This is a genomic window from Subsaximicrobium wynnwilliamsii (assembly GCF_007997225.1).
Taxonomy (GTDB): Bacteria; Bacteroidota; Bacteroidia; order Flavobacteriales; family Flavobacteriaceae; genus Psychroserpens; species Psychroserpens wynnwilliamsii.
In genome coordinates, this window is the sequence record NZ_VORM01000001.1 from 182319 (window position 1) to 203300 (window position 20982).

The 20982-nt window shown below is 40.4% G+C and carries 15 protein-coding genes; 8 read left to right on the forward strand and 7 right to left on the reverse strand.

Features of this window, described 5'->3' with window-relative positions; translation table 11 throughout:
- Positions 1–22: 22 nt before the first annotated feature.
- The 4 genes from queA to ESY88_RS00785 all read left to right on the forward strand — a co-directional run bounded on the left by queA (position 23) and on the right by ESY88_RS00785 (position 7107).
- Positions 23–1072 (forward strand): tRNA preQ1(34) S-adenosylmethionine ribosyltransferase-isomerase QueA, encoded by a 1050-nt coding sequence (gene queA / locus ESY88_RS00770; RefSeq protein WP_147084943.1) that lies wholly within the window; start codon positions 23–25, stop codon positions 1070–1072.
- Positions 1073–1451: 379 nt separating this feature from the next.
- Positions 1452–2492 (forward strand): 23S rRNA (adenine(2503)-C(2))-methyltransferase RlmN, encoded by a 1041-nt coding sequence (rlmN, locus tag ESY88_RS00775; RefSeq protein WP_147084944.1) that lies wholly within the window; start codon positions 1452–1454, stop codon positions 2490–2492.
- 532 nt (positions 2493–3024) lie between these two features.
- Positions 3025–5124: an amino acid carrier protein gene (locus ESY88_RS00780; RefSeq protein WP_147084945.1), complete on the forward strand. Its 2100-nt coding sequence runs from the start codon at positions 3025–3027 to the stop codon at positions 5122–5124.
- Between the two features lie 1140 nt (positions 5125–6264).
- Positions 6265–7107, forward strand: a complete 843-nt coding sequence (locus ESY88_RS00785; RefSeq protein WP_147084946.1) for a bacteriorhodopsin — start codon at positions 6265–6267, stop codon at positions 7105–7107.
- A 300-nt stretch (positions 7108–7407) separates the two neighbouring features.
- Here ESY88_RS00785 and ESY88_RS00790 read toward each other — a convergent pair whose 3' ends face one another.
- The 5 genes from ESY88_RS00790 to ESY88_RS00810 form a co-directional block, all read right to left on the reverse strand.
- Complete coding sequence (locus ESY88_RS00790; RefSeq protein WP_147084947.1) at positions 7408–8055, reverse strand: DUF2459 domain-containing protein; 648 nt, start codon at positions 8053–8055, stop codon at positions 7408–7410.
- 411 nt (positions 8056–8466) lie between these two features.
- On the reverse strand, positions 8467–8658 hold the full coding sequence (locus tag ESY88_RS00795) for a helix-turn-helix transcriptional regulator (protein WP_147084948.1): 192 nt from the start codon (positions 8656–8658) through the stop codon (positions 8467–8469).
- A gap of 67 nt (positions 8659–8725) precedes the next feature.
- Entirely contained in the window at positions 8726–9994 is a 1269-nt protein-coding gene (locus ESY88_RS00800; RefSeq protein ID WP_147084949.1) for an MgtC/SapB family protein, read from the reverse strand.
- A 174-nt stretch (positions 9995–10168) separates the two neighbouring features.
- On the reverse strand, positions 10169–12604 hold the full coding sequence (locus tag ESY88_RS00805) for a sodium-translocating pyrophosphatase (RefSeq protein WP_147084950.1): 2436 nt from the start codon (positions 12602–12604) through the stop codon (positions 10169–10171).
- A 117-nt stretch (positions 12605–12721) separates the two neighbouring features.
- Positions 12722–13249, reverse strand: coding sequence for an inorganic diphosphatase (locus ESY88_RS00810; RefSeq protein WP_147084951.1), 528 nt, complete (start codon positions 13247–13249; stop codon positions 12722–12724).
- Positions 13250–13670: 421 nt separating this feature from the next.
- Between ESY88_RS00810 and ESY88_RS00815 the strand changes: the two genes are divergently transcribed.
- Positions 13671–14102, forward strand: coding sequence for a DUF4174 domain-containing protein (locus tag ESY88_RS00815; RefSeq protein ID WP_147084952.1), 432 nt, complete (start codon positions 13671–13673; stop codon positions 14100–14102).
- Positions 14103–14105: 3 nt separating this feature from the next.
- Here ESY88_RS00815 and ESY88_RS00820 read toward each other — a convergent pair whose 3' ends face one another.
- Both ESY88_RS00820 and ESY88_RS00825 read right to left on the reverse strand, forming a co-directional pair.
- Entirely contained in the window at positions 14106–16616 is a 2511-nt protein-coding gene (locus ESY88_RS00820) for a DUF5686 and carboxypeptidase-like regulatory domain-containing protein (RefSeq protein WP_147084953.1), read from the reverse strand.
- Between the two features lie 82 nt (positions 16617–16698).
- Positions 16699–17721, reverse strand: coding sequence for a pyruvate dehydrogenase complex E1 component subunit beta (locus ESY88_RS00825; protein WP_262713047.1), 1023 nt, complete (start codon positions 17719–17721; stop codon positions 16699–16701).
- Positions 17722–17797: 76 nt separating this feature from the next.
- Between ESY88_RS00825 and ESY88_RS00830 the strand changes: the two genes are divergently transcribed.
- From ESY88_RS00830 to ESY88_RS00840, 3 genes are all read left to right on the forward strand, one after another.
- A complete protein-coding gene (locus ESY88_RS00830) occupies positions 17798–18904 on the forward strand; it encodes a T9SS type A sorting domain-containing protein (protein WP_147084955.1) in 1107 nt (368 codons plus the stop codon).
- A 124-nt stretch (positions 18905–19028) separates the two neighbouring features.
- A complete protein-coding gene (locus tag ESY88_RS00835; RefSeq protein WP_147084956.1) occupies positions 19029–19775 on the forward strand; it encodes an electron transfer flavoprotein subunit beta/FixA family protein in 747 nt (248 codons plus the stop codon).
- 181 nt (positions 19776–19956) lie between these two features.
- Complete coding sequence (locus tag ESY88_RS00840; protein ID WP_147084957.1) at positions 19957–20919, forward strand: electron transfer flavoprotein subunit alpha/FixB family protein; 963 nt, start codon at positions 19957–19959, stop codon at positions 20917–20919.
- The last annotated feature ends 63 nt before the right edge of the window (positions 20920–20982 follow it).

Below are 20982 nucleotides of genomic sequence, written 5' to 3' on the forward strand. Positions count from 1 at the left end.
AAAAAACAATAAACATAAACACATGAAATTATCCCACTTCAGTTTTAAACTTCCAGAAGAATTATTGGCAGAACACCCCTCCGAAATCAGGGACGAATCACGCCTAATGGTATTGGACCGAAAAAATCAAACCATAGAGCATAAACTGTTCAAGGATGTCATAGATTATTTCAAGGAAGATGATGTGATGATTCTCAATAACACCAAGGTGTTTCCGGCACGTTTATTTGGTAATAAAGAAAAAACAGGCGCAAGAATCGAAGTGTTTTTGTTGAGAGAACTCAATGAAGAACAACGTCTTTGGGACGTTTTGGTAGATCCAGCGCGTAAAATTAGAATTGGCAATAAACTGTACTTTGGCGAAGACGAAACCTTAGTGGCCGAAGTGATTGACAATACCACCTCTAGAGGGCGTACGCTTCGCTTTTTATACGATGGCTCTTATACGGAGTTCCGTAGAAAATTGACCGAACTCGGCGAAACACCATTACCTAAATACATTCAACGTGACGTTGAGCCAGAAGATGCAGAGCGTTACCAAACGATTTTCGCTAAAAACGAAGGCGCTGTTGCGGCTCCAACGGCTGGTTTACACTTTTCAAAGCATTTATTGAAGCGTTTGGAAATCAAAGGCGTTCACTTGCCAGAAGTAACGTTGCACGTTGGTTTAGGCACCTTCAACCCGGTGGAAGTGGAAGATTTATCTAAACACAAAATGGACAGTGAAGAAATTTTCATCACCAAGCCAGCAGTAGACGTGATCAATAGAGGGATTAGAGAAAAAAGACGTGTTTGTGCTGTGGGAACCACTGCCATGCGAACCGTTGAAAGTTCGGTATCCTCAAATGGGATGTTGAATGAATTCTCAGGGTGGACCAATAAATTTATTTTCCCGCCTTATGAGTTTAGCATTGCCAATTGCATGATCACTAATTTCCACACCCCAAAATCAACTTTGTTGATGATGGTTTCAGCATTTGCAGGACACGATTTCATGAAAAGAGCTTACGAAGAAGCAGTCAAGGAAAAATACCGTTTCTACACTTACGGTGACGCCATGTTAATCATCTAAGCATCCCATTCATTTATAAAATTAAAGCCTTGTTTATGACGAGGCTTTTTTTGTTTTACTTCGGAAGGAAAAAGCATCAAGACCGTCCCACTGGGAATCAGGACTACTAAGACGAAACACTCCCGAAAATTTCGGGAATGTTTGCAACTATTTGTTTAGCTCAAACTTTCTTGTTTTATGTAGCCCAAATGGCCATACAGCACTAAGTCCCATCTATAATTTCATTTTTCTGTGGAAAAAATTTCAGGTTTGGATAGGCAAGTCTTGATACTCAAAGCGAAGCGGTCTTAATTCTTTGTACTCAATACTTAGCATTCAACACTAAAAGGGAAGCAGTCCTTCTACTTCTCCCAATACTTTGATTACTTTTGCAATATCTATGGAAATCAAAAAGAAAGACATACGCGCGTTAACCAAAGAGCAACTTAGAACGTTCTTCGAGACCCAGGGCGATAAAGCCTTCCGAGGCAACCAAGTCTATGAATGGCTTTGGGGTAAAGCTGCCCACAGTTTTGAGGACATGACCAATGTCTCCAAGGAAACCAGACAGATGCTAGAAGCGCATTTCGTGATCAACCACATTAAAGTGGACCAAATGCAGCGCAGTAGCGACGGCACGGTTAAAAACGCAGTGAGACTGCATGATGGTTTAGTGGTAGAATCGGTTTTGATCCCTACCAAAAGTAGAACCACCGCTTGCGTATCCAGTCAAGTGGGTTGCAGTTTGGATTGTCGTTTCTGTGCGACTTCGCGATTGAAGCGCATGCGCAACCTCAATCCTGATGAGATTTATGATCAAGTGGTTGCCATTGATAATGAAAGCCGACTCTATTTTGACCGACCGCTAAGCAACATCGTATTCATGGGCATGGGCGAACCCTTGATGAATTACAACAACATGATCAAGGCCATAGATAAAATCACGTCTCCAGAAGGTTTGGGCATGTCACCAAAACGGATTACCGTTTCCACTTCGGGCGTGCCGAAAATGATCAAAAAAATGGCAGATGATGAGGTCAAGTTTAAATTGGCGGTGTCTTTACACTCTGCGATTGACGAGATTAGAACCTCGATCATGCCTTTTAATGCGACCTTTCCCTTAGACGATTTACGGGAATCCTTAGAATACTGGTACGCCAAAACCAAAAACCGAATTACCTATGAATATATAGTTTGGGACGGCATCAATGATAAGAAATCTGATGTGGAAGCCCTGATAAAATTCTGCAAGTTTGCACCCAGTAAAGTGAATTTAATTGAGTACAATCCTATTGATGATGGCGAGTTTCAGCAGGCCAACACGGAAGCCTTAGACATGTATGTATCCATGTTGGAAGCCAATCACATCACCGTGACTGTTAGGCGTTCTCGAGGCAAGGACATTGATGCCGCTTGCGGACAATTGGCGAATAAAGGCTAATTTAGACCGCAATCAGGTTAATGTGCTCACCAGTGTATCACAAATAAAGCCATAGGCATTGCTAATCCTAGCATCGCGTTTGTAGAAGCTTGCAGCGCACATTCAAACTCAAAACACATAGAATAAAATAACCCAAATAAACCGCCAAAAATTGATCGGTTTATATGGGTTATTTTTTGACATGTGGTAAAGTTTCTTTTCTGAAGACTAGACTACTCCTCAAGTGCTTTAGCAAAAGCACTTGAGGCTTCGGTCACTTCTTCCAAAGCCCCCTAAAAGTGCTTCTCAACAACAAGAGTTTGACCGTTTTCCTGTGTGGTGGTGCTCACTTTAGCTTCCGCTGTGTTAGTGATAATTCCGTCTGCTTTGGTTTCCGTGGAAATGGTTCTTACTACAACGGCTTCCGTATTGGTTTGAGAATTTAGGCCTTACTAACTTTAAAAAAAGATATCTTGATTATCTTTGAAGGACTTGTATTAATTACTAATATTGTGATTATCCAATGCTTAATCGTGAATTTATAAATTGTTAAATGACAAAATCTAGACTTTTTGCCCTTTTAGCGCTGTTGCTCATTAACTTCACTAATTCTATCGCTCAAGTTCAGTCTAGCGGTAAAATGGAAGTTCACTTAGAACTACTAAATCCTTCTTCCGAAATTAATAATGGAACCGCAAAGGTGTCGATAGAAGGAGGTCTTGCTCCCTATCAATACAAATGGAGTAATGTAAACACGCCTTTAATTGCGTCAGAATCGGTTGGTTTGATTGAGGGGATGGAACATTCCGTACTTGTAAGCGATGCCAGCGGAAATAAGGTTTCGAAGACATTTACCATTCCTGCAAAATCAATAACCGAAATTTTCAACAGCAAAGTGCAACCGGCGGTAGATGTGCTAGGAGCCGTTCTATTTTGGGATGCTTTTGCTACACTTGGCATATATGATCCAGTAGTTTACACTTCTTATAAAAATATACCCCTTCCTCGAATCGAAGTATCTACCGATGAGGAATACCTCGTAAAAAAATGGTTGGCTCCAGAGGGAAGCCAGGTGAAAAAAGGTGTCGAGATTGCATTGCTGGAAGGCAATAATAATACAGCATTTTCTGTTTACGCTCCGGCCGAAGGAACTTTAGAACACGATACCAAAGAAGGATCTTTGATTTCCAGATTGCCCGAAACAGGTTCTTTCAATGCGCCGCTCCTTGGGATAATCCAATTTCAAGATCCCCAACCACTTTTACATCCCAACGGAGATGTAAAAACCAATAACATTCCTTTCATTGTTGTCTGGCTTATTTTGGGAAGTATTTTCTTTACGCTACGTTTAAAGTTCATAAACATTCGAGGATTTCGGCATTCTTTAGATTTGGCAAGGGGAAAGTATGACGATCCCGATGCTCCAGGCACGATAACGCATTTTCAAGCTATGGCCACGGCTGTCTCTGCCACAGTGGGCCTGGGAAATATTGCAGGGGTAGCGGTGGCGATTTCTCTGGGTGGTGCGGGCGCAACTTTCTGGATGTTTCTCGCAGGATTTTTCGGAATGTCCTTAAAGTTTGCCGAATGTACTTTGGGGGTGAAATATCGCTTTATTGATCACGACGGGCGCATTTTTGGAGGGCCTATGAATTATTTGCGCTATGGGCTGGAAAAGCGCAACCTTAAGAATTTGGGGAAATTCCTGGCAGTACTCTTTGCGGTTCTTGGAGTTGGAGCCTCATTTGGCGGTGGTAATATGTTGCAATCAAATCAGGCTTTTAAAATAGTGTCAGAGCAAATTCCCTTTTTACAAGGTCAGGGATTCTGGTTCGGAATTGGTTTCGCCCTTTTGGTAGGCGTAGTGATTATTGGTGGCATTAAAAGTATTGCTCAAGTGACCGCGAAAGTAGTTCCAGGTATGGCCATTTTGTACGTGTTGGGTTGTTTAATAGTGATAGGTTATCATTTTGAATATATTGGAGGTGCTTTTTTAGCCATTTATGATGGGGCTTTTTCTGCAGAAGCTTTGAAAGGTGGATTTATTGGCGTTTTGATCATAGGCTTGCAACGCGCTGCTTTTTCTAGTGAAGCAGGAGTAGGATCGGCCGCAATTGCTCACAGTGCCGCCAAAACCAATCACCCTATAGCCGATGGCTTCACTTCTTTGGTTGAACCTTTTATCGATACAATGCTGGTTTGTACCATGACTGCCCTAGTTTTGATTTTTACTGGAATGCATGAAACCAGTAGCGGACTGGGTGGCGTAGAACTTACCGCTGATGCCTTTGGAAGTGTAGTTTCATGGTTCCCCTCAGTTTTGGCGGTCGCGGTATTTTTATTTGCTTTTTCTACTATGGTTTCCTGGTCATATTATGGCATGCGCTCTTGGACTTTTCTCTTTGGAAGAAGTAAAAAAGTGGAACTGATCTACAAAGTAATGTATTTAGGTTTTGTAGTATTAGGTGCTTCGGTAAGTTTAGGTGCTGTTTTAAGCTTCGCCGATATGATGATCCTGGCCATGTCCTTTCCCAATATCATAGGATTGTATATTATGGCCCCTGAAATCAACGCCGACATGAAAATTTACTGGCAGAAATTAAAAGATGGGAAATTGTATATCAATCCAAGATTCTTAAAATCTGAAGATTAAGTTATCGTGAAATATAAATTTAGGGTGAGGCAGAAATTCTAAATTTTGAAGAAGTTATTCAGTCCATAGTTTTCCAATGGAATAGGTACGGGCATCACCTGCAATTTCGACTCTTGCGCCTTTGTTTCTGCACACAAGGCTGCCGCCACGATCAGAAAGCTGGCGGGCATGTAATTCCTGTTTTCAAGTTTTTCCCTGCTAACGCGAGCGTCCCGCTCGTGACGGTTTGAGTAAGAGCCGCTATAAAAACATTTACGGAACAAACAAGAGGCTTGCACTAGTAAAAAAAGCATGAGTTGAAACTACAAATTGCAGATCCCAACCGCAGCCTACTTTATAAGTTTTATCCGCAGCTAGATGTTTTTTATTGTGGAATTCATGCAATCACTTCGCTCAAGTGCAACGATGTATGGATTAGATATTATTTAACTCGGACAATTTATTTCAATGTTTTAGAAGAGCGCATAACCTACTGCAGAACTGAAAAAGGAATGAAAGTTTTTGCCCATTGTTTTATGCCATAGCTGAAACCTAACTGAATACAGATCATAAGGGAATGCGTTAAGGAATTATGAGAAAAACAGGAGACGACATTGTCTTGCGGGCACGGAGACGCTCGCGCTAGCGGGGTAACTGCCTGCTTTAAAATTAATGATTGCTTGGTTCAATGGGACATTTAATTTTTGATAAATTAATTTTGAAGACTGTTTCAGAATTTGAAGTTCTAACACTTTCAGTTCAAAACTGAGAAATCCATAAATTATTTTAGAGGTTTGAACTAAATCGATAATTTGAGGGGTTTTCTTTTTAAAGTCATCCAGTTTTTATTTATCGAATATCCCTAAATCCAGTATGGCATATCTTGAATATTTTATCTATAAATTAATTGGAAGGTGGAAATATCTCGGCTTTAGGTTATAGATAGGAATATAAATATGTGTTGCGTTTTTCTAGCCGAAACCATCTCCAAATCATTTGCTTGTTGGTAAAAATTCCAATTGAAATCAAGCTTCCTCAAGAACAATTTTGTAATAATGATATTTTTTATAAAAATATGTTTAATGTTTTATCAAAAATGTTAAACATATTAAAAAATTTATTAATTTTAGTGGAAAGAAAGTAAATCTAAATTATTTCGAAATGACACAAGAATTAGGAAATGCCAATTTTGAAAATTTCATTGGTGCAACAGAAGGCTTCTCAGAAATTGCCTATCAGTTTACATCGCACATTCTAACATTAGGTTATGCTGTAATGCTCGCGGGACTACTATATTTTATCTTGACGATAAAAAATGTAGCTAAAAAATATCAAATGTCCAATATATTATCTGCAGTGGTAATGGTTTCGGCTTTTTTGCTTTTGTATGCGCAAGCCGAGAATTGGACAACAAGTTTTACTTTTGATGGATCCAGAGGAAGGTATTTTTTAAATCCGGAAGGCGATTTATTTAACAATGGCTACCGCTACCTTAACTGGCTTATCGATGTACCGATGTTGCTTTTCCAGATTCTTTTTGTAGTAAGTCTAACAAAATCAAAATTTAGTTCTATACGTAATCAATTTTGGTTTTCTGGGGCGATGATGATCATTACAGGTTATATAGGTCAATTTTATGAAGTAAGTAATCTTACCTCATTTTTTGTTTGGGGAGCTATTTCGACGGTATTCTTTTTCCATATCCTTTGGGTTATGAAAAAGGTGATAAATGAAGGTAAAGAAGGTCTTTCGGCTGATGCTCAAAAGATTTTATCAAATATCTGGGTACTCTTCTTAGTCTCCTGGTTCTTATATCCGGGAGCTTATCTAATGCCATATCTTACAGGACTAGATGGCTTTTTGTACAGTGAAGATGGAGTAATGGCAAGGCAGTTAGTCTATACTGTTGCTGATGTTTGTTCCAAAGTAATATATGGTGTGCTACTTAGTAACCTTGCATTAAAACTGAGCAACAGCAAAGAAATGGTTGAAGTAACCAACTAGATACCTATTATGAATAAGTTTTTAAACAAATAATTAGAAAAAAATGTAGCATCTGGTCTGCCTTTGTAACCCAATTTAGTTAGACATCATTCCGAATCTAAGTGTTTGTGAATATGTATTTGCCAGTCAGGCCTGACCAAAATGTTGCTTATTGGTCTTAATTAGAGCAAGTAGCGTGGAGGAGGGACGGATCCCGGTGGCTATCGGGATTCTCGGCTTAATCGATTTCATTGTTGGGCTCTGAAGCATGACTTTTCAATGCAATAAATCCTATTTGCGATAACTGATGTTAGCAAAAGTTTATTTGTATTTATTTAAAAGTCCAAAATCGAAGGGTGTCCATAAACTAGATTTTAATCCACTTTCTTTAAATCCCCTATTTACCCAACTATTGCAGGTATTAAAACAAGAAAAACTACCCTTAGATTTATAAAAATCATCTGTCGGAGAGTAACCTTTGTTTTTGAGTAAAATTTTCATTCCATTTTCATCTGATTGAAAAGTACTGAATAGATAAGTATTCAGTTTTTGTAGTTCAAACTCATTTACTTTTATTTCAATCCAATCTGTGCGTTTCTGTTTGTAGCGGGTGACGTGCATTAATGTACTGCTTTTCAAAAACATTGCTTTGAATGCGTTGCTAAAAGTGAGATCACCCCAGGTTGGTGTGTTTAAATAAAAATTTTCATCTCCCCAACCGAATGACAAATAATTTTCAGTTTCGCTATGTTTCATTCCAGACAAGACTAAACTATCTATATCCTCCTTTGGTATAACAATATCTAAATGAACTCCGTTTGTGCTTAAATATATTGATTTATTGAAATTTTCATCATTCGCTTTTCTGTCAATTGTTATTACAGATAGAATTAAGGAAATAATTATATAGGTTACAGGAATCAGCAAAAAATATAAAATATATTTAAATATTTTCTTGGCTATTTTCATAGAGTTTGGCTCATATGTTTGCTATCGGTCTTATTAAATGCCCGTAACGTGGAGTACGGAAAAAGTTTTTTAGGATTAACTCTTTTGTTTCTTAGGAGCCTAAATTAATCTTTAATAATGGAATCCGTTATTTATGTTGAACCATTGTTTGCTAAAGTATTTTTCTCGCGGTTTTTTTGTCGTCTATAGCCACACAATATAATTATTACTCCTACACTTAAGAAGCTATAAAATAATTGAGTGAGTGAGGAAAAGTATTAGCATAATACTGTGAAAATTCAAGAAGTTCCCATGGTAAACACAGTAATTAGCCCAAGAACAGCCTTTAATAAAAAAGTTGGATTAATCGAAAGGCTAAAATTTAATGGTTTTATCTAAAATAATTAAATAGGTTATTGATTTTCGTCTTTGTTATTCATTCTGGAAAATCTCTTCAATACTCATTTTGAATAGCTTGGAAATTTTGAAGGCTAAGGGTAGACTGGGGTCAAATTTTCCCTTTTCTATCGCATTTATGGTTTGTCTAGATACATCCACTTTTACGGCAAGTTGCTCTTGAGTTAGCTCATGCTCGGCTCTAGGTGCTTTTATTTTATTTTTCATCGGTATCTTGAAATTCCAATTAGTACTCTTGCGGGCACGAGCGAGACGTTCGTGCTAGCGGGGGAATTTAAAAATACCAGGATTCAGGCCAGAGCCATAAGATTAACAAACCAGTAGCAATGGTAATCCCGAAAGAAACAGCAATCCATTTGGCAATCGATTTTGCGCCCAATACAATTGCCATTATGCCCTTAAATAGCATATTCGATAATCCAGCCAACAAAATCAATTTCCAGCCAAATGATGCCTCCAATGAACCTTCCTTTATTAATTGGGACAGGGATAATGTAATGGCATCAACATCTGTTAGGCCACTAACTATAGAAACGATATAAAGGGCATTATTCCCGAAGGTCTCCTTAGTAAAGGCCACCGCCAAAAGTATAAAACCGTACAACAAGCCGAATATTAGAGCGCTCTTAAATTGCGCAGGATTTTCAGGTTCGGGCATTTCCTCATCTTTAGTGTCCTCCGTATTAATGAAATAAAACAAGACTACACAAATCAATGCCATTACAAAAATAACCGCTGCAATTGGTAATGCGATAACACCAAACTTATCGGGTATCACTACACCCACTTCAAACAGTATCCTTACAAAAGACACAGCTGAGGCTGTTGTGATTACAAAAACGGCCAATTTACTAATTGAAGATGCTTCTGAAGTTTTACGTGCATAGCTTACGGTAGTAGCAGTACTACTAATCAATCCTCCTAAAATACCATTGGAAATGACACCAACCTTCCTGCCGAAAAACTTGTATATAAAGTAACCAAAGACACTAATCCCAACAATAAGCGTGACCATTAACCAGATGTTTCTTGGGTTTAGAACGTCAAAGGGACCAAAGGTTTTATCAGGTAAAATGGGTAAAATAATCAAACTTATGCCTACCAAGGTCATGATAGCCGACAAATCCTTAGGCTTCAATTTTTCGATAAAACCGTGCAAGTGTTCTTTTATATATAATAGGATTGCCATTGAAGCCCCAACTAGAACTCCAACTATCCGGTTTCCTAAAACAAGATAGGCTCCTATAACAAACATAAGTAAAACTGCCACTTCTGTTGTTTGCCCAACGTCTGCCTCATCAAACTTTTTCAGTTTAATATAATTCGCCATAATCAACATACCCGCTATGGCCAGTCCCAGGACAGGCAGAATGTAGGGGTTGTCATAGACTTTCGCCAAAAAACCAGCCATCACCCCCAAAATGGAAATGAGCATAAATGTGCGCACACCTGCCATGTGGTTATCAGTCCTTTCGCGCTGGAGACCAACAAGTAGTCCCAGTCCTAATGCAATCCCCAATGTTGTTAAATCTTGGTAGTTCATTATCAAAACCTAATTATAATTCTCTCGAAACTCAATGGGAAAATTAAACAAATTCTTTTACTTCTGTTGCCTTAATGGGCAGTTTGAAGAACTTTATTGCAGAATCCACCAAAGTTTAAAAACAAAAAAAGCCACGACAGGCGTGGCTTTTATACTTATAAAATGCTATATATTCTACTCCTTTTGTGCTTTAGCATAAGCACTTGAGGCTTCAGTCACTTCTTCCAAAGTCCCTTTAAAGAGCTTCTCAACAATAACGGTTTGACCGTTATTCTGTGTGGTCGTAGTCACTTTAGCTTCCGCTGAGTTAGTGATAATTCCGTCTGCATCGGTTTCCGTGGAAATGGTTCTTACCACAACGGCTTCCGCATTGGTCTGGGAAACTGCCATGCCCTCTTCCAAGCTGTGGCCGCCTAAAATAGGTGCGATCACCAAGCCAATCAAACAGGTCAATTTAATCAAGATATTCATTGATGGACCAGAAGTATCCTTAAACGGATCTCCAACCGTGTCACCAGTAACCGCCGCTTTGTGAGCTTCAGAACCTTTGTAGGTCATTTCGCCATTGATGATAACACCAGCTTCAAAGGATTTCTTGGCGTTATCCCAAGCGCCACCTGCATTGTTCTGGAAAATTGCCCAAAGCACACCAGATACCGTTACACCGGCCATATAGCCTCCTAACATTTCAGCAATCGCCAAAGGATCCATACCAAACAGCATAGGGAGAAAAGCAATGGCCAATGGAAAACAAATGGTCAGAAGACCCGGTAAAATCATTTCCCTAAGGGAAGCCTCTGTGGAAATTGCGACACATTTATCGTACTCTGGCTTTCCTGTACCTTCCATAATTCCGGGGATTTCCTTGAACTGGCGACGCACTTCCTGCACCATTTCCATGGCTGCCTTACCAACAGCATTCATGGCCAAGGCCGAAAATACCACTGGCACCATTCCACCAACAAATAACATGGCTAAAACTGGTGCTTTAAAAATATTGATGCCGTCGATGCCCGTAAAGGTCACATAGGCCGCAAATAAAGCCAAGGAGGTCAATGCTGCCGAAGCGATTGCAAATCCTTTTCCTGTTGCAGCAGTGGTATTCCCTACAGTATCCAAAATATCGGTACGTTCCCTTACAATGGGTTCTTGCTCACTCATCTCGGCAATACCACCTGCATTATCAGAAATTGGCCCAAAGGCATCAATTGCCAATTGCATGGCCGTGGTCGCCATCATTGCAGAGGCCGCTAGAGCCACGCCATAGAATCCTGCAAAAGCGTAGGAGCCCCAAATGGCACCAGCAAATAGCAACACTGAAGGAAATGTGGACATCATCCCAGTTGCCAAACCAGCAATGATGTTGGTTCCTGCTCCAGTGCTGGACTGTTGCACGATTTTAAGGACAGGTTTTTTACCCAATCCTGTGTAGTATTCGGTTACCGAAGAAATGGTTGCGCCTACAACTAAACCAACAAGAGTGGCATAAAACACGCGCATGGAACTAATCTCAACCGGTTCAACCAAGCCGAAAAAACGCATTTGCATGGTTTCTGGTAACATATAATGACACAAGCCAAAACAAGACACGGCCACCAAAACAATGGAGGTCCAGTTCCCAATGTTCAAGGCGCTCATAACCTGATCTTCCTTGGCATCGTTGCTTTTTATTTTTACCAACAGCGTTCCTATAATGGAGATGATAATCCCAACACCAGCAATGGCCATTGGCAATAGGATAGGGCCAATCCCGCCGAAACCGAATTCTGAGATATCGCCTCCCATATCCTTGATCACATAATTACCAAGCACCATGGCGGCAAGCACTGTAGCCACGTAAGAACCGAATAAATCGGCACCCATACCGGCCACATCACCTACGTTGTCACCAACGTTATCGGCAATGGTTGCTGGGTTACGAGGATCATCTTCTGGGATTCCCGCTTCTACCTTACCTACCAAATCGGCACCTACATCGGCCGCTTTGGTATAGATTCCTCCACCTACACGCGCAAAAAGTGCAATGGATTCCGCACCCAATGAAAATCCTGCCAATGTTTCCAAAACAACGGTCATCAATTCTGTAGGGCTATAATTTCTACCATTAATTACCTGAGCAGCCCAAGTGCTGTCCATAAAAAAGTAAAAGAAGCCTATAAAAAATGTGGTCAATCCCAATACTGCCAATCCAGCAACACCAAGACCCATTACGGTACCGCCGCCAAAAGAGACCTTTAGGGCGTTTGGTAAACTGGTACGAGCGGCTTGCGTGGTTCTGACGTTAGTTTTTGTAGCGATTTTCATCCCAATATTTCCAGCAAATGCTGAGAAAAAAGCACCAAATATAAAAGCGACCACAATAAGAATGTGGGTGGTTGGCACTACAAACGAAACAATGGCTAAAAGCACACTTACTATGACCACAAAAATGGCCAAGAGTTTGTATTCTGCCTTTAGAAATGCCAAGGCGCCTTCATAAATGTGATCTGAAATTTCTTTCATTTTGCCATCTCCGGGGTTCTGTTTCATAACCCAAGATTGCTTGACAAGCATAAAGATTAAGCCTAAAATTGCCATGGCAATTGGCATGTAAATCATTAATGATTCCATATTTAACGTTGTTATTTATTTGTTAATTAGCTGGGCAAAAGTAGTGAAATCCCTTAAAACTAAAAAGACCCTTCAAGTTTTATACTGAAGGGTCTTATTTTCATGGCCTTAGGGCTCTTAAATAGAGAAATGTCCTGTTTTATCCTTGTCACTTTTTTCGTAGCGCTCAATACAACTGTTCAAGATTTCGTAAGCTTTATCGGCATTACCCCAACCACCTACATCTACTTTTTTCTTTTCAAGATCTTTATAGACTTGGAAGAAGTGTTCGATTTCCTTGATTTGGTGCGGATTCATATCCGCCAGATCATTGAGGCTATTCCAGATGGGATCTGATACGGGCACGCAAATCACTTTCTCATCAGGCCCTTTTTCATCGGCCATATGAAATACACCAATGGGCTTAACCTCCATCACGATCATGGGGAAAGTTGGCTCGCCACCCAATACCAAAACATCCAAGGGATCGCCATCCAAGGCTAAAGTTTCTGGGATGAAACCATAATCTGCTGGATACATCATGGATGAAAAGAGCATACGATCAAAACGTATCTTTTTGAGATCAAAATCGTATTCGTATTTGTTTCTGCTCCCTTTAGGGATTTCTATTAACACATCGAAGGTTAATTTTCCGTTTGCTGTCATTTTATTCTTATGTTTTATTCCTATTAAATAGGCGTTTGGGTATTTCTAAATCTTTGTTTTTGAGGGCTGCAAAGATAGGCTAAACTTTAATTTTTAGCAATTAAAAATGCCTTGAGTTTCTTAAAGTGGCTTGTAGGCGCTACGCTTTTGAAGGTTTTTTTAGAACTTCGGGTTAGAAGAATAAATCCACTATACTGAACTATGTGATTGCCACATCCAACTTACCATAACCTAAGACATCATTGAATTCACTCAAGTTTTAAATTCACTGGCACAGAACTGTTGCTGAAAAACACCAACTATGGCAGCGCAGAAAAACAGCCTATTCGTAAGATGGATTTGACAGATAAAAACCTCATCAAAAATTACTATCTTAATCTTCTGAATAAGTTAAAACTGAATATTTGAAATGCTTTAACAAATGAAACTAAAAACCATTATTTTACTAATGCTCATAAGCACTGCAAACTTCATGGAAGCCCAAGATCTCAAAAAACACCGATGGAGACAGCGCGTCATTATCATCTTGACTGAAAATCGCGACAACGCATTATTTAATGAGCAAGTTTCAGAATTGGAAAAACACCTCAACGGACTCGAAGCCCGAAAGCTCATCGTCTATCAGTTAAGCCCGAAATCTTATAAGATCAATTTTTCCGAAGCAAATCAATGGATTGAAAATACGTCACTCTACGAGAATTTCAGCAAAACCGAATTACCATTTCAGGTGCTTCTGATTGGTTTGGATGGTAGTATCAAATTACGACAGGCGAAGTTGCTTTCCGCAGCATCACTTTTTGAAACGATTGATGCGATGCCAATGCGACGCACGGAGATGCGACGGAAGGACTGAGATCTAAAAACTAAACCCAAAACTACCGGTAACCCCAAAAGGTCTGGCTTCTGGCGCATCTAGGTAATTACCCCTAAAGTTGAAATCGATACGCAAAATCTTAAAGATATTGCCCACGCCAACGCTATACTCGTAATAGACTTCATCGGTAGGTGCGATTAATGGAATTTCCACAGGATTCCCAGTGGTGCTCAATGCGATATTCTCGTCTGATAACTCGCCCCAAACACCCCTTACACCAACAATAGCGCGTAAGTTATATTTTTTAAGAAACGGGACTCTTGAAAATATGCGACCGTTGAAATTATGTTCCAAATGCATGGACGTATAGGTATCGGTAACAAACTCGTAAAAATCCAATTGGGGAAAGGTATTGTAGATCGAAAAATACGATTGATTCCCTGGCACCACGCTCAACAATCCCAAAGGCACAGCTCCAAAAGTCTTACCAGCTTCGACCGTTGTGGTCAATCGGCCATAAGCCCCTAATAGCCACGGTTGGATGTAGGAAAACTGGACTTTTGTATAATCAAAATCACTTCCAAAAACACCTTCGTCGCCTCGTGTTACCTGCGCAAAAAGTGTAGCAAACCCATCATTTGCGACCCGACGCTCTACCCCATATCCGGTCATTTTTCGATTCGGATAATAGGAGAATGACAGCGCGGTTTCATACTGCTGAATATCTGAAGACACGCCACCTACTGCCTCTGGATCATTGTAATCTAAACTAAAAGTGGGGGATGCCGATTCTAAAGTGCGGTAAGTGCCGCTGGTTCTTACCACAAAGTTTTTACTTGGTTCTAACTCAAAACCAAGTGTGGTAAGATTGATACTGGTCAATTTATCGTTGATACTTGTACCTATCACTGCTGAAGAGGCCAAACTACGTCCCAGAACATCGGTGGATGAGGTTAAATTAGCACCAATTTGCTCAACATCACGTCTGTTTCCGCCTGAAATAATAAGCCGGTTTTTAATATCCAACAAGGCCTTGCCCGAAATCCCGTATTTGAACTTATCGTCTCGAAATCCGTAGGCCACATAGCCTTCCACCCGCCACAAATCGTTGGGTCCAAAATAAGTCCTACCGCCGCCGCGAACCCGAACGCCCTCCACTTCATTAAAGCCAAATACCGAAAATATTGGGCCAATATCTGTATTGATGCTTGAGACTTCTATATAACCGGAAGCCAAAATGCTCCCTAAACTGTAAAGGTTCTTGAATTTCTTGACCGTCTTGAGTGTATCCAACATTTTATAAACGCCCCTCTCGTCTTGACTGAGTGATTCCATTCGGTTTTTATCCCAAAATTCGTCATCTCGATTGTAGGCATCTTCGTTGTAACTGTAGACTTTCTGACTATAAAAATCAGAGTCTTTAGGCTCGTCAAACACGTAATTGTTATACAAAGTGGTACGCTTTCCGTAAACACCACGGGACTTTTCCTTTTTATTGAGCGCAAAGTCAGATAACATATAATCCCGTTTTAGCAAGAAGACCGAGTCATTGACCACCTCAAATTCCTGCTCTATATAGATTTCCTTAACCCAGTTAATGTTGGCACTTTTTGAAGCCTGAAGGTTGATGTCCTTAATGGCATAAGTGGAATCGTTGACCCAAAAGTCGCCTTTAAACGTAAGCTCGTTCTTGCGACGCGGATAATAAATAATATTGTAGCACCACTTATTGTCGATAAAAGCACTGTCTGAAAGCACATAATTATAAGTATTAACACCTGTTTTAGACAAAGGGCTTGTAAAACTCTTATCAAAAAACTTGAGGTAATTGTCGTAGATATCGAAATCGGCGTACAAATCGTCCACAAATTCAATGATGATTTGATTATTGCTGAACCCAGAGTTTTTATTGCCCTTCAAATCTTCCTTTTCCTCATTGAGCAGATTGTCGCCATAGACTTTGCTTATCGCTTCGTTAATAAAAATAGGAAGGTAGGTTTTACCGGTTACTTTAGAGGTATCCACCTTATCAAAGACGAACTCCATACCCTTGAAAATTCTGCTTTTTATAAGCGCGCTATCAATGGTATTGAGATCAAACTCTACTTTTTCATACTTGTCGTATTGGTATTGATCAAACTGTCGCAGGCCGTTTTTTCGCTTGCGCTCCCATATTTTCTTGAGAATGGCGATGGCAGGATTTTCGGAGGCTTTTTTGGATTGGTTTCCGGTGACAATAAGCACTTCATTTAAGGCGGCTGCTTCTTCCTTCAATATAAATTTCAGCTCGTAAGTGACCCGCTTTTCTAAAAGGATTTCTTGAGTCTCGTAGCCCAAAAAGGACACCGCCAAGGTTTTCCAAGTACTGTCTGATTCTAAATAGAACTTACCTTCCTCGTTAGAAATGGTGCCTTCCGTAGAACCTTTAAAAAGTATGTTGGCGTAAGCAACCGGCTGGTCAAATTCGTCAAACACATAACCGCTTACTTTGGTTTGTGAGAAAACGGAAAACATGCCGAAGAAAAAAAATAAGATGGGGAGCTTTAGTTTCATACACACAAAAAACTTCATCGACCATCGCATGTATTGGTTTGCTCAGGGTAGATGAAGTTTATATAACGTGATTGTTGTCTAATTATTTATAAAGTACTTTTTTTACTGCTTTAATGACTTCGTCCTTGTTAGGCAACCACTGCTCAAACAATACAGGAGAATAAGGCGCAGGAGTATCGGCAGTGTTGATTTTCACTATTGGGGCGTCCAAGTAGTCAAAAGCTTCAGACTGTACCAAATACGCTATGTCTGTAGATACATTGCCAAAAGGCCAAGCTTCTTCCAAAACGACTAGGCGGTTGGTTTTCTTGACCGATTTAAGAATCGCTTCACGGTCTAAAGGGCGTACGGTGCGCAAATCAATGATTTCGCAGGAGATGCCTTCTTCCGCCAATTCTTCGGCTGCTTTATAGGCTTCCTTGATGATTTTCCCAAAAGACACGATGGTCACATCTGTGCCTTCACGCTTCACTTCAGCAACCCCCAAAGGAATGGTATATTCACCTTCTGGCACTTCGCCTTTATCGCCATACATTTGCTCGCTTTCCATAAAAATAACGGGGTCGTCGTCACGTATGGCCGATTTCAGTAAGCCTTTGGCATCGTAAGGATTAGAGGGTATCACCACTTTTAAACCTGGTGTGTTGGCAAACCAACTCTCAAACGCTTGGGAGTGTGTTGCGCCCAATTGCCCTGCAGAACCGGTTGGCCCACGAAATACGATGGGGCAATTAAATTGGCCTCCAGACATTTGGCGAATCTTGGCTGCGTTGTTGATGATCTGGTCAATACCAACCAGTGAAAAGTTGAAGGTCATGTACTCCACGATGGGGCGGTTGCCCGTCATGGTAGAACCAATGGCGACACCGGTAAAACCGAGTTCCGAAATAGGTGTGTCGATAACCCGTTTAGGGCCAAATTCGTCCAACATGCCTTTAGAAGCTTTATAGGCTCCATTGTATTCGGCCACTTCCTCACCCATTAAGTAAATGCTTTCGTCTCTGCGCATCTCCTCGCTCATGGCTTCGCAGATAGCTTCTCTAAATTGAATCGTCTTCATTACAGTGTTTTTTTTCGAGTAGCAAAAATAAGGATTATTGCGTATTAAATCACATCATTTTTAATTTGAATAGAGATAAGCTTCTAAGTTTTGCTATATTCATAATCTAAAACGAAATACAATGCAGAAAAAGGACTTGATTTACGCAATTTTATTGCTCTTCTCATGCACTGCGATTGCTCAAGAAAACCTGTTGTGTCCCTTGCTTGTTGATGTAGTTAAAATTCAACAGCCGGCTTACATTCCCATTATTACAAACAACACCGATGGCACAGTTGCCTTGTCGTTTCCAGACCAGGCCATTACCACTATTTTTGCGGCATATTCCATTTATGATTTTTATCAAAGCTATCCCAACTCCAATCCTGATGGCGAACTGTTTAAATACTACAGTATTGCCCATGACAACAAAAATCTTATCACTGAGTTAGATACCAATGTGGCATCGGATATCTTTACTTTCGACTTGTCCTATTCCACTACGCCAATAAGCGCAAACCTCATTGATTTACTTGATGGTAAGACTTACGAATTAATGCAATATTGCAATAATTCTACCGAGTCGGGCGAAAACTGCGAGAATAGCACGTACAATGTGCCCGAAGGTTTTGAACTCCAAATTGATTTTGGATATGATTCGGAAAATGACATGATAACTGCGGCAACCAGTTCCCTTTCCCCCTGCGGAAATGCCTTCGCGATAGGTATGAAAGGCGGTTTTGATGACAGCAGTGCTGCGCTTGACAACACCCTGCAATTATGGACTACAACTGAAGGTACTTCAAGTGCGTCTGAATCTTCTGATCCTTGTTTTCAAATCGAACTCATGTTATACTCCATGCTTGATATTGGGTGTATCGCATATAACTACGGAAACTTAAGCGTGAATCAAAACGATGAGAATGGTCAAGTAATTTTGGAGCGTGAAAATGGGACGTTTTCAACCGATTATATGATTTTTGAAGAAGCCAATCTTTCCGTAGCAACCGAAACATTTTCAAAAATGACTCCATTTCAAGCCGAAGGCAATCCCTACCTCCAAATCCGCAATGCTGAAAACCAAGCCCTGAATATCGAAATATTTGATCTCTCAGGCAAACGGGTTTTAGCCGAAACAGGTTTTGAAAATGATAAGATCAATCTGTCAACTTACACAAACGGACTTTACTTCATAAAACTCTCTAATTTGAACAATGCCCAAAAAGTCTTCAAATTTTTGAAAAATTAACAGTCTTAGTGCTTTCTACTGAAATTTTTGCATAATTTTATTATGCACGCATAGTAAAATTAGAATTATTATTTTTATCTTCGTACGACTAGAAGTAAAGACAATTAAAATCAAATAATTCGATATGAAAATATTAGTATGCATCAGTCATGTGCCTGATACGACTTCAAAAATCAATTTTACCGACGATAACACCAAATTTGACACCAATGGTGTTCAGTTTGTTATCAACCCGAACGATGAGTTTGGGCTTACACGTGCCATGTGGTTCAAAGAAAAACAAGGAGCCAGTGTAGATGTGGTCACCGTTGGTGGGCCTGAAACCGAGCCAACGTTAAGAAAGGCATTGGCCATTGGCGCAGATAGTGCGATTAGAGTCAATTCTGAAGCTAAGGATGGCTATCAAGTGGCCAAAGAACTAGCCAAAGTGGTCAAAGACGGCGGTTATGACTTGATCATTGCTGGTCGAGAATCCATCGATTATAATGGTGGGATGGTACCTGGTATGTTGGCAGCCTTGATTGACGCCAATTTTGTGACCAACTGCATCAATTTGGAAATTGATGGCGACAATGTCAAAGCCATGCGAGAAATTGATGGTGGTAAGGAAACCGTTTCCACGAGTCTGCCATTAGTTATTGGCGGTCAAAAAGGATTGGTTGAAGAAAGTGACTTGCGTATCCCAAACATGAGAGGGATCATGATGGCGCGTAAAAAGCCAATGAATGTTTTAGAGCCATCAAATGCCGAAACTGAAACCGCATCTGTGAAATTTGAAAAACCAGAACCTAAAGGACAAATTACTTTGGTAGATGCCGATAATTTAGACCAATTGGTGGACTTGCTTCATAATGAGGCGAAAGTAATATAAAATCATCCCCTAGCCCCTCCAAAGGAGGGGAACTAATAGTGGAGAGGTGCTCATTAAAATGAGCTTTGTTAACATAGTGCTTTCCTGCGGAAAGTTTTGAAATTGAAAATATAATTATAACCAAAATCTTGAAAGCCCCTCTCCTTGGGAGAGGGGCTGGTAAGAGGCAAAATTTAATATTATGTCAGTATTAGTATATACAGAATCAGAACAAGGAAAATTCAAAAAGGTTGCTCTTGAGGTAGCCTCCTACGCCAAAGCTGTGGCAGACCAAATGGGAACCAGCGTGACCGCAATTACCATCAACGCCGATGATATTTCGGAGTTGGGTAACTACGGTGTCGACAAAGTGCTCAAGGTCAATTCCAGCGATTTGGAGAAATTCAATGCCAACAGCTATGCCAACGTCATCAAACAGGCTGCGGAAAAAGAGGACACCAAAGTGGTTATTGTGAGTTCAAGTGCCGATAGCAAATATCTCGCGCCATTATTGGCAGTGGGACTGGAAGCTGGCTATGCGTCTAACGTGGTTGAGGCGCCTTCTAGCGCTTCGCCATTTACCGTGAAACGAACGGCGTTTACCAATAAAGCCTTCAATATGACTACCATCGATACCGATGTTAAGATTGTTGGGGTTTCCAAGAATGCCTTCGGATTAAAAGAACATAAAGCCGATGCTGCTGCGGAAGACTTTTCGCCTTCAGTTCCAGAATCTGGTGTGCATGTAGAGTCGATTGACGTTGCCACAGATAAAGTCACTATCGCTGATGCGGAAATCGTGGTTTCTGCTGGTCGCGGACTCAAAGGCCCAGAGAATTGGGGCATGATTGAAGAATTGGCAGACGTTTTGGGTGCAGCAACCGCTTGTTCAAAACCTGTTTCAGATTTAGGATGGAGACCTCACGGCGAACACGTTGGGCAAACAGGAAAACCTGTAGCCTCCAATCTATATATTGCCATTGGGATTTCTGGAGCCATCCAGCATTTGGCTGGCATCAACGCTTCCAAAGTAAAAGTGGTCATCAATAATGACCCAGAAGCTCCCTTCTTTAAGGCAGCAGATTACGGTGTGATTGGCGATGCTTTTGAAATCGTGCCAGCACTCATTGAAAAATTAAAGACATTTAAGGCACAAAACGCCTAGATTTTTTATAAATTGTAGCTTCTAAAGGGCTGTTTAAATTGGAATTTTATCTATAAATCTGCC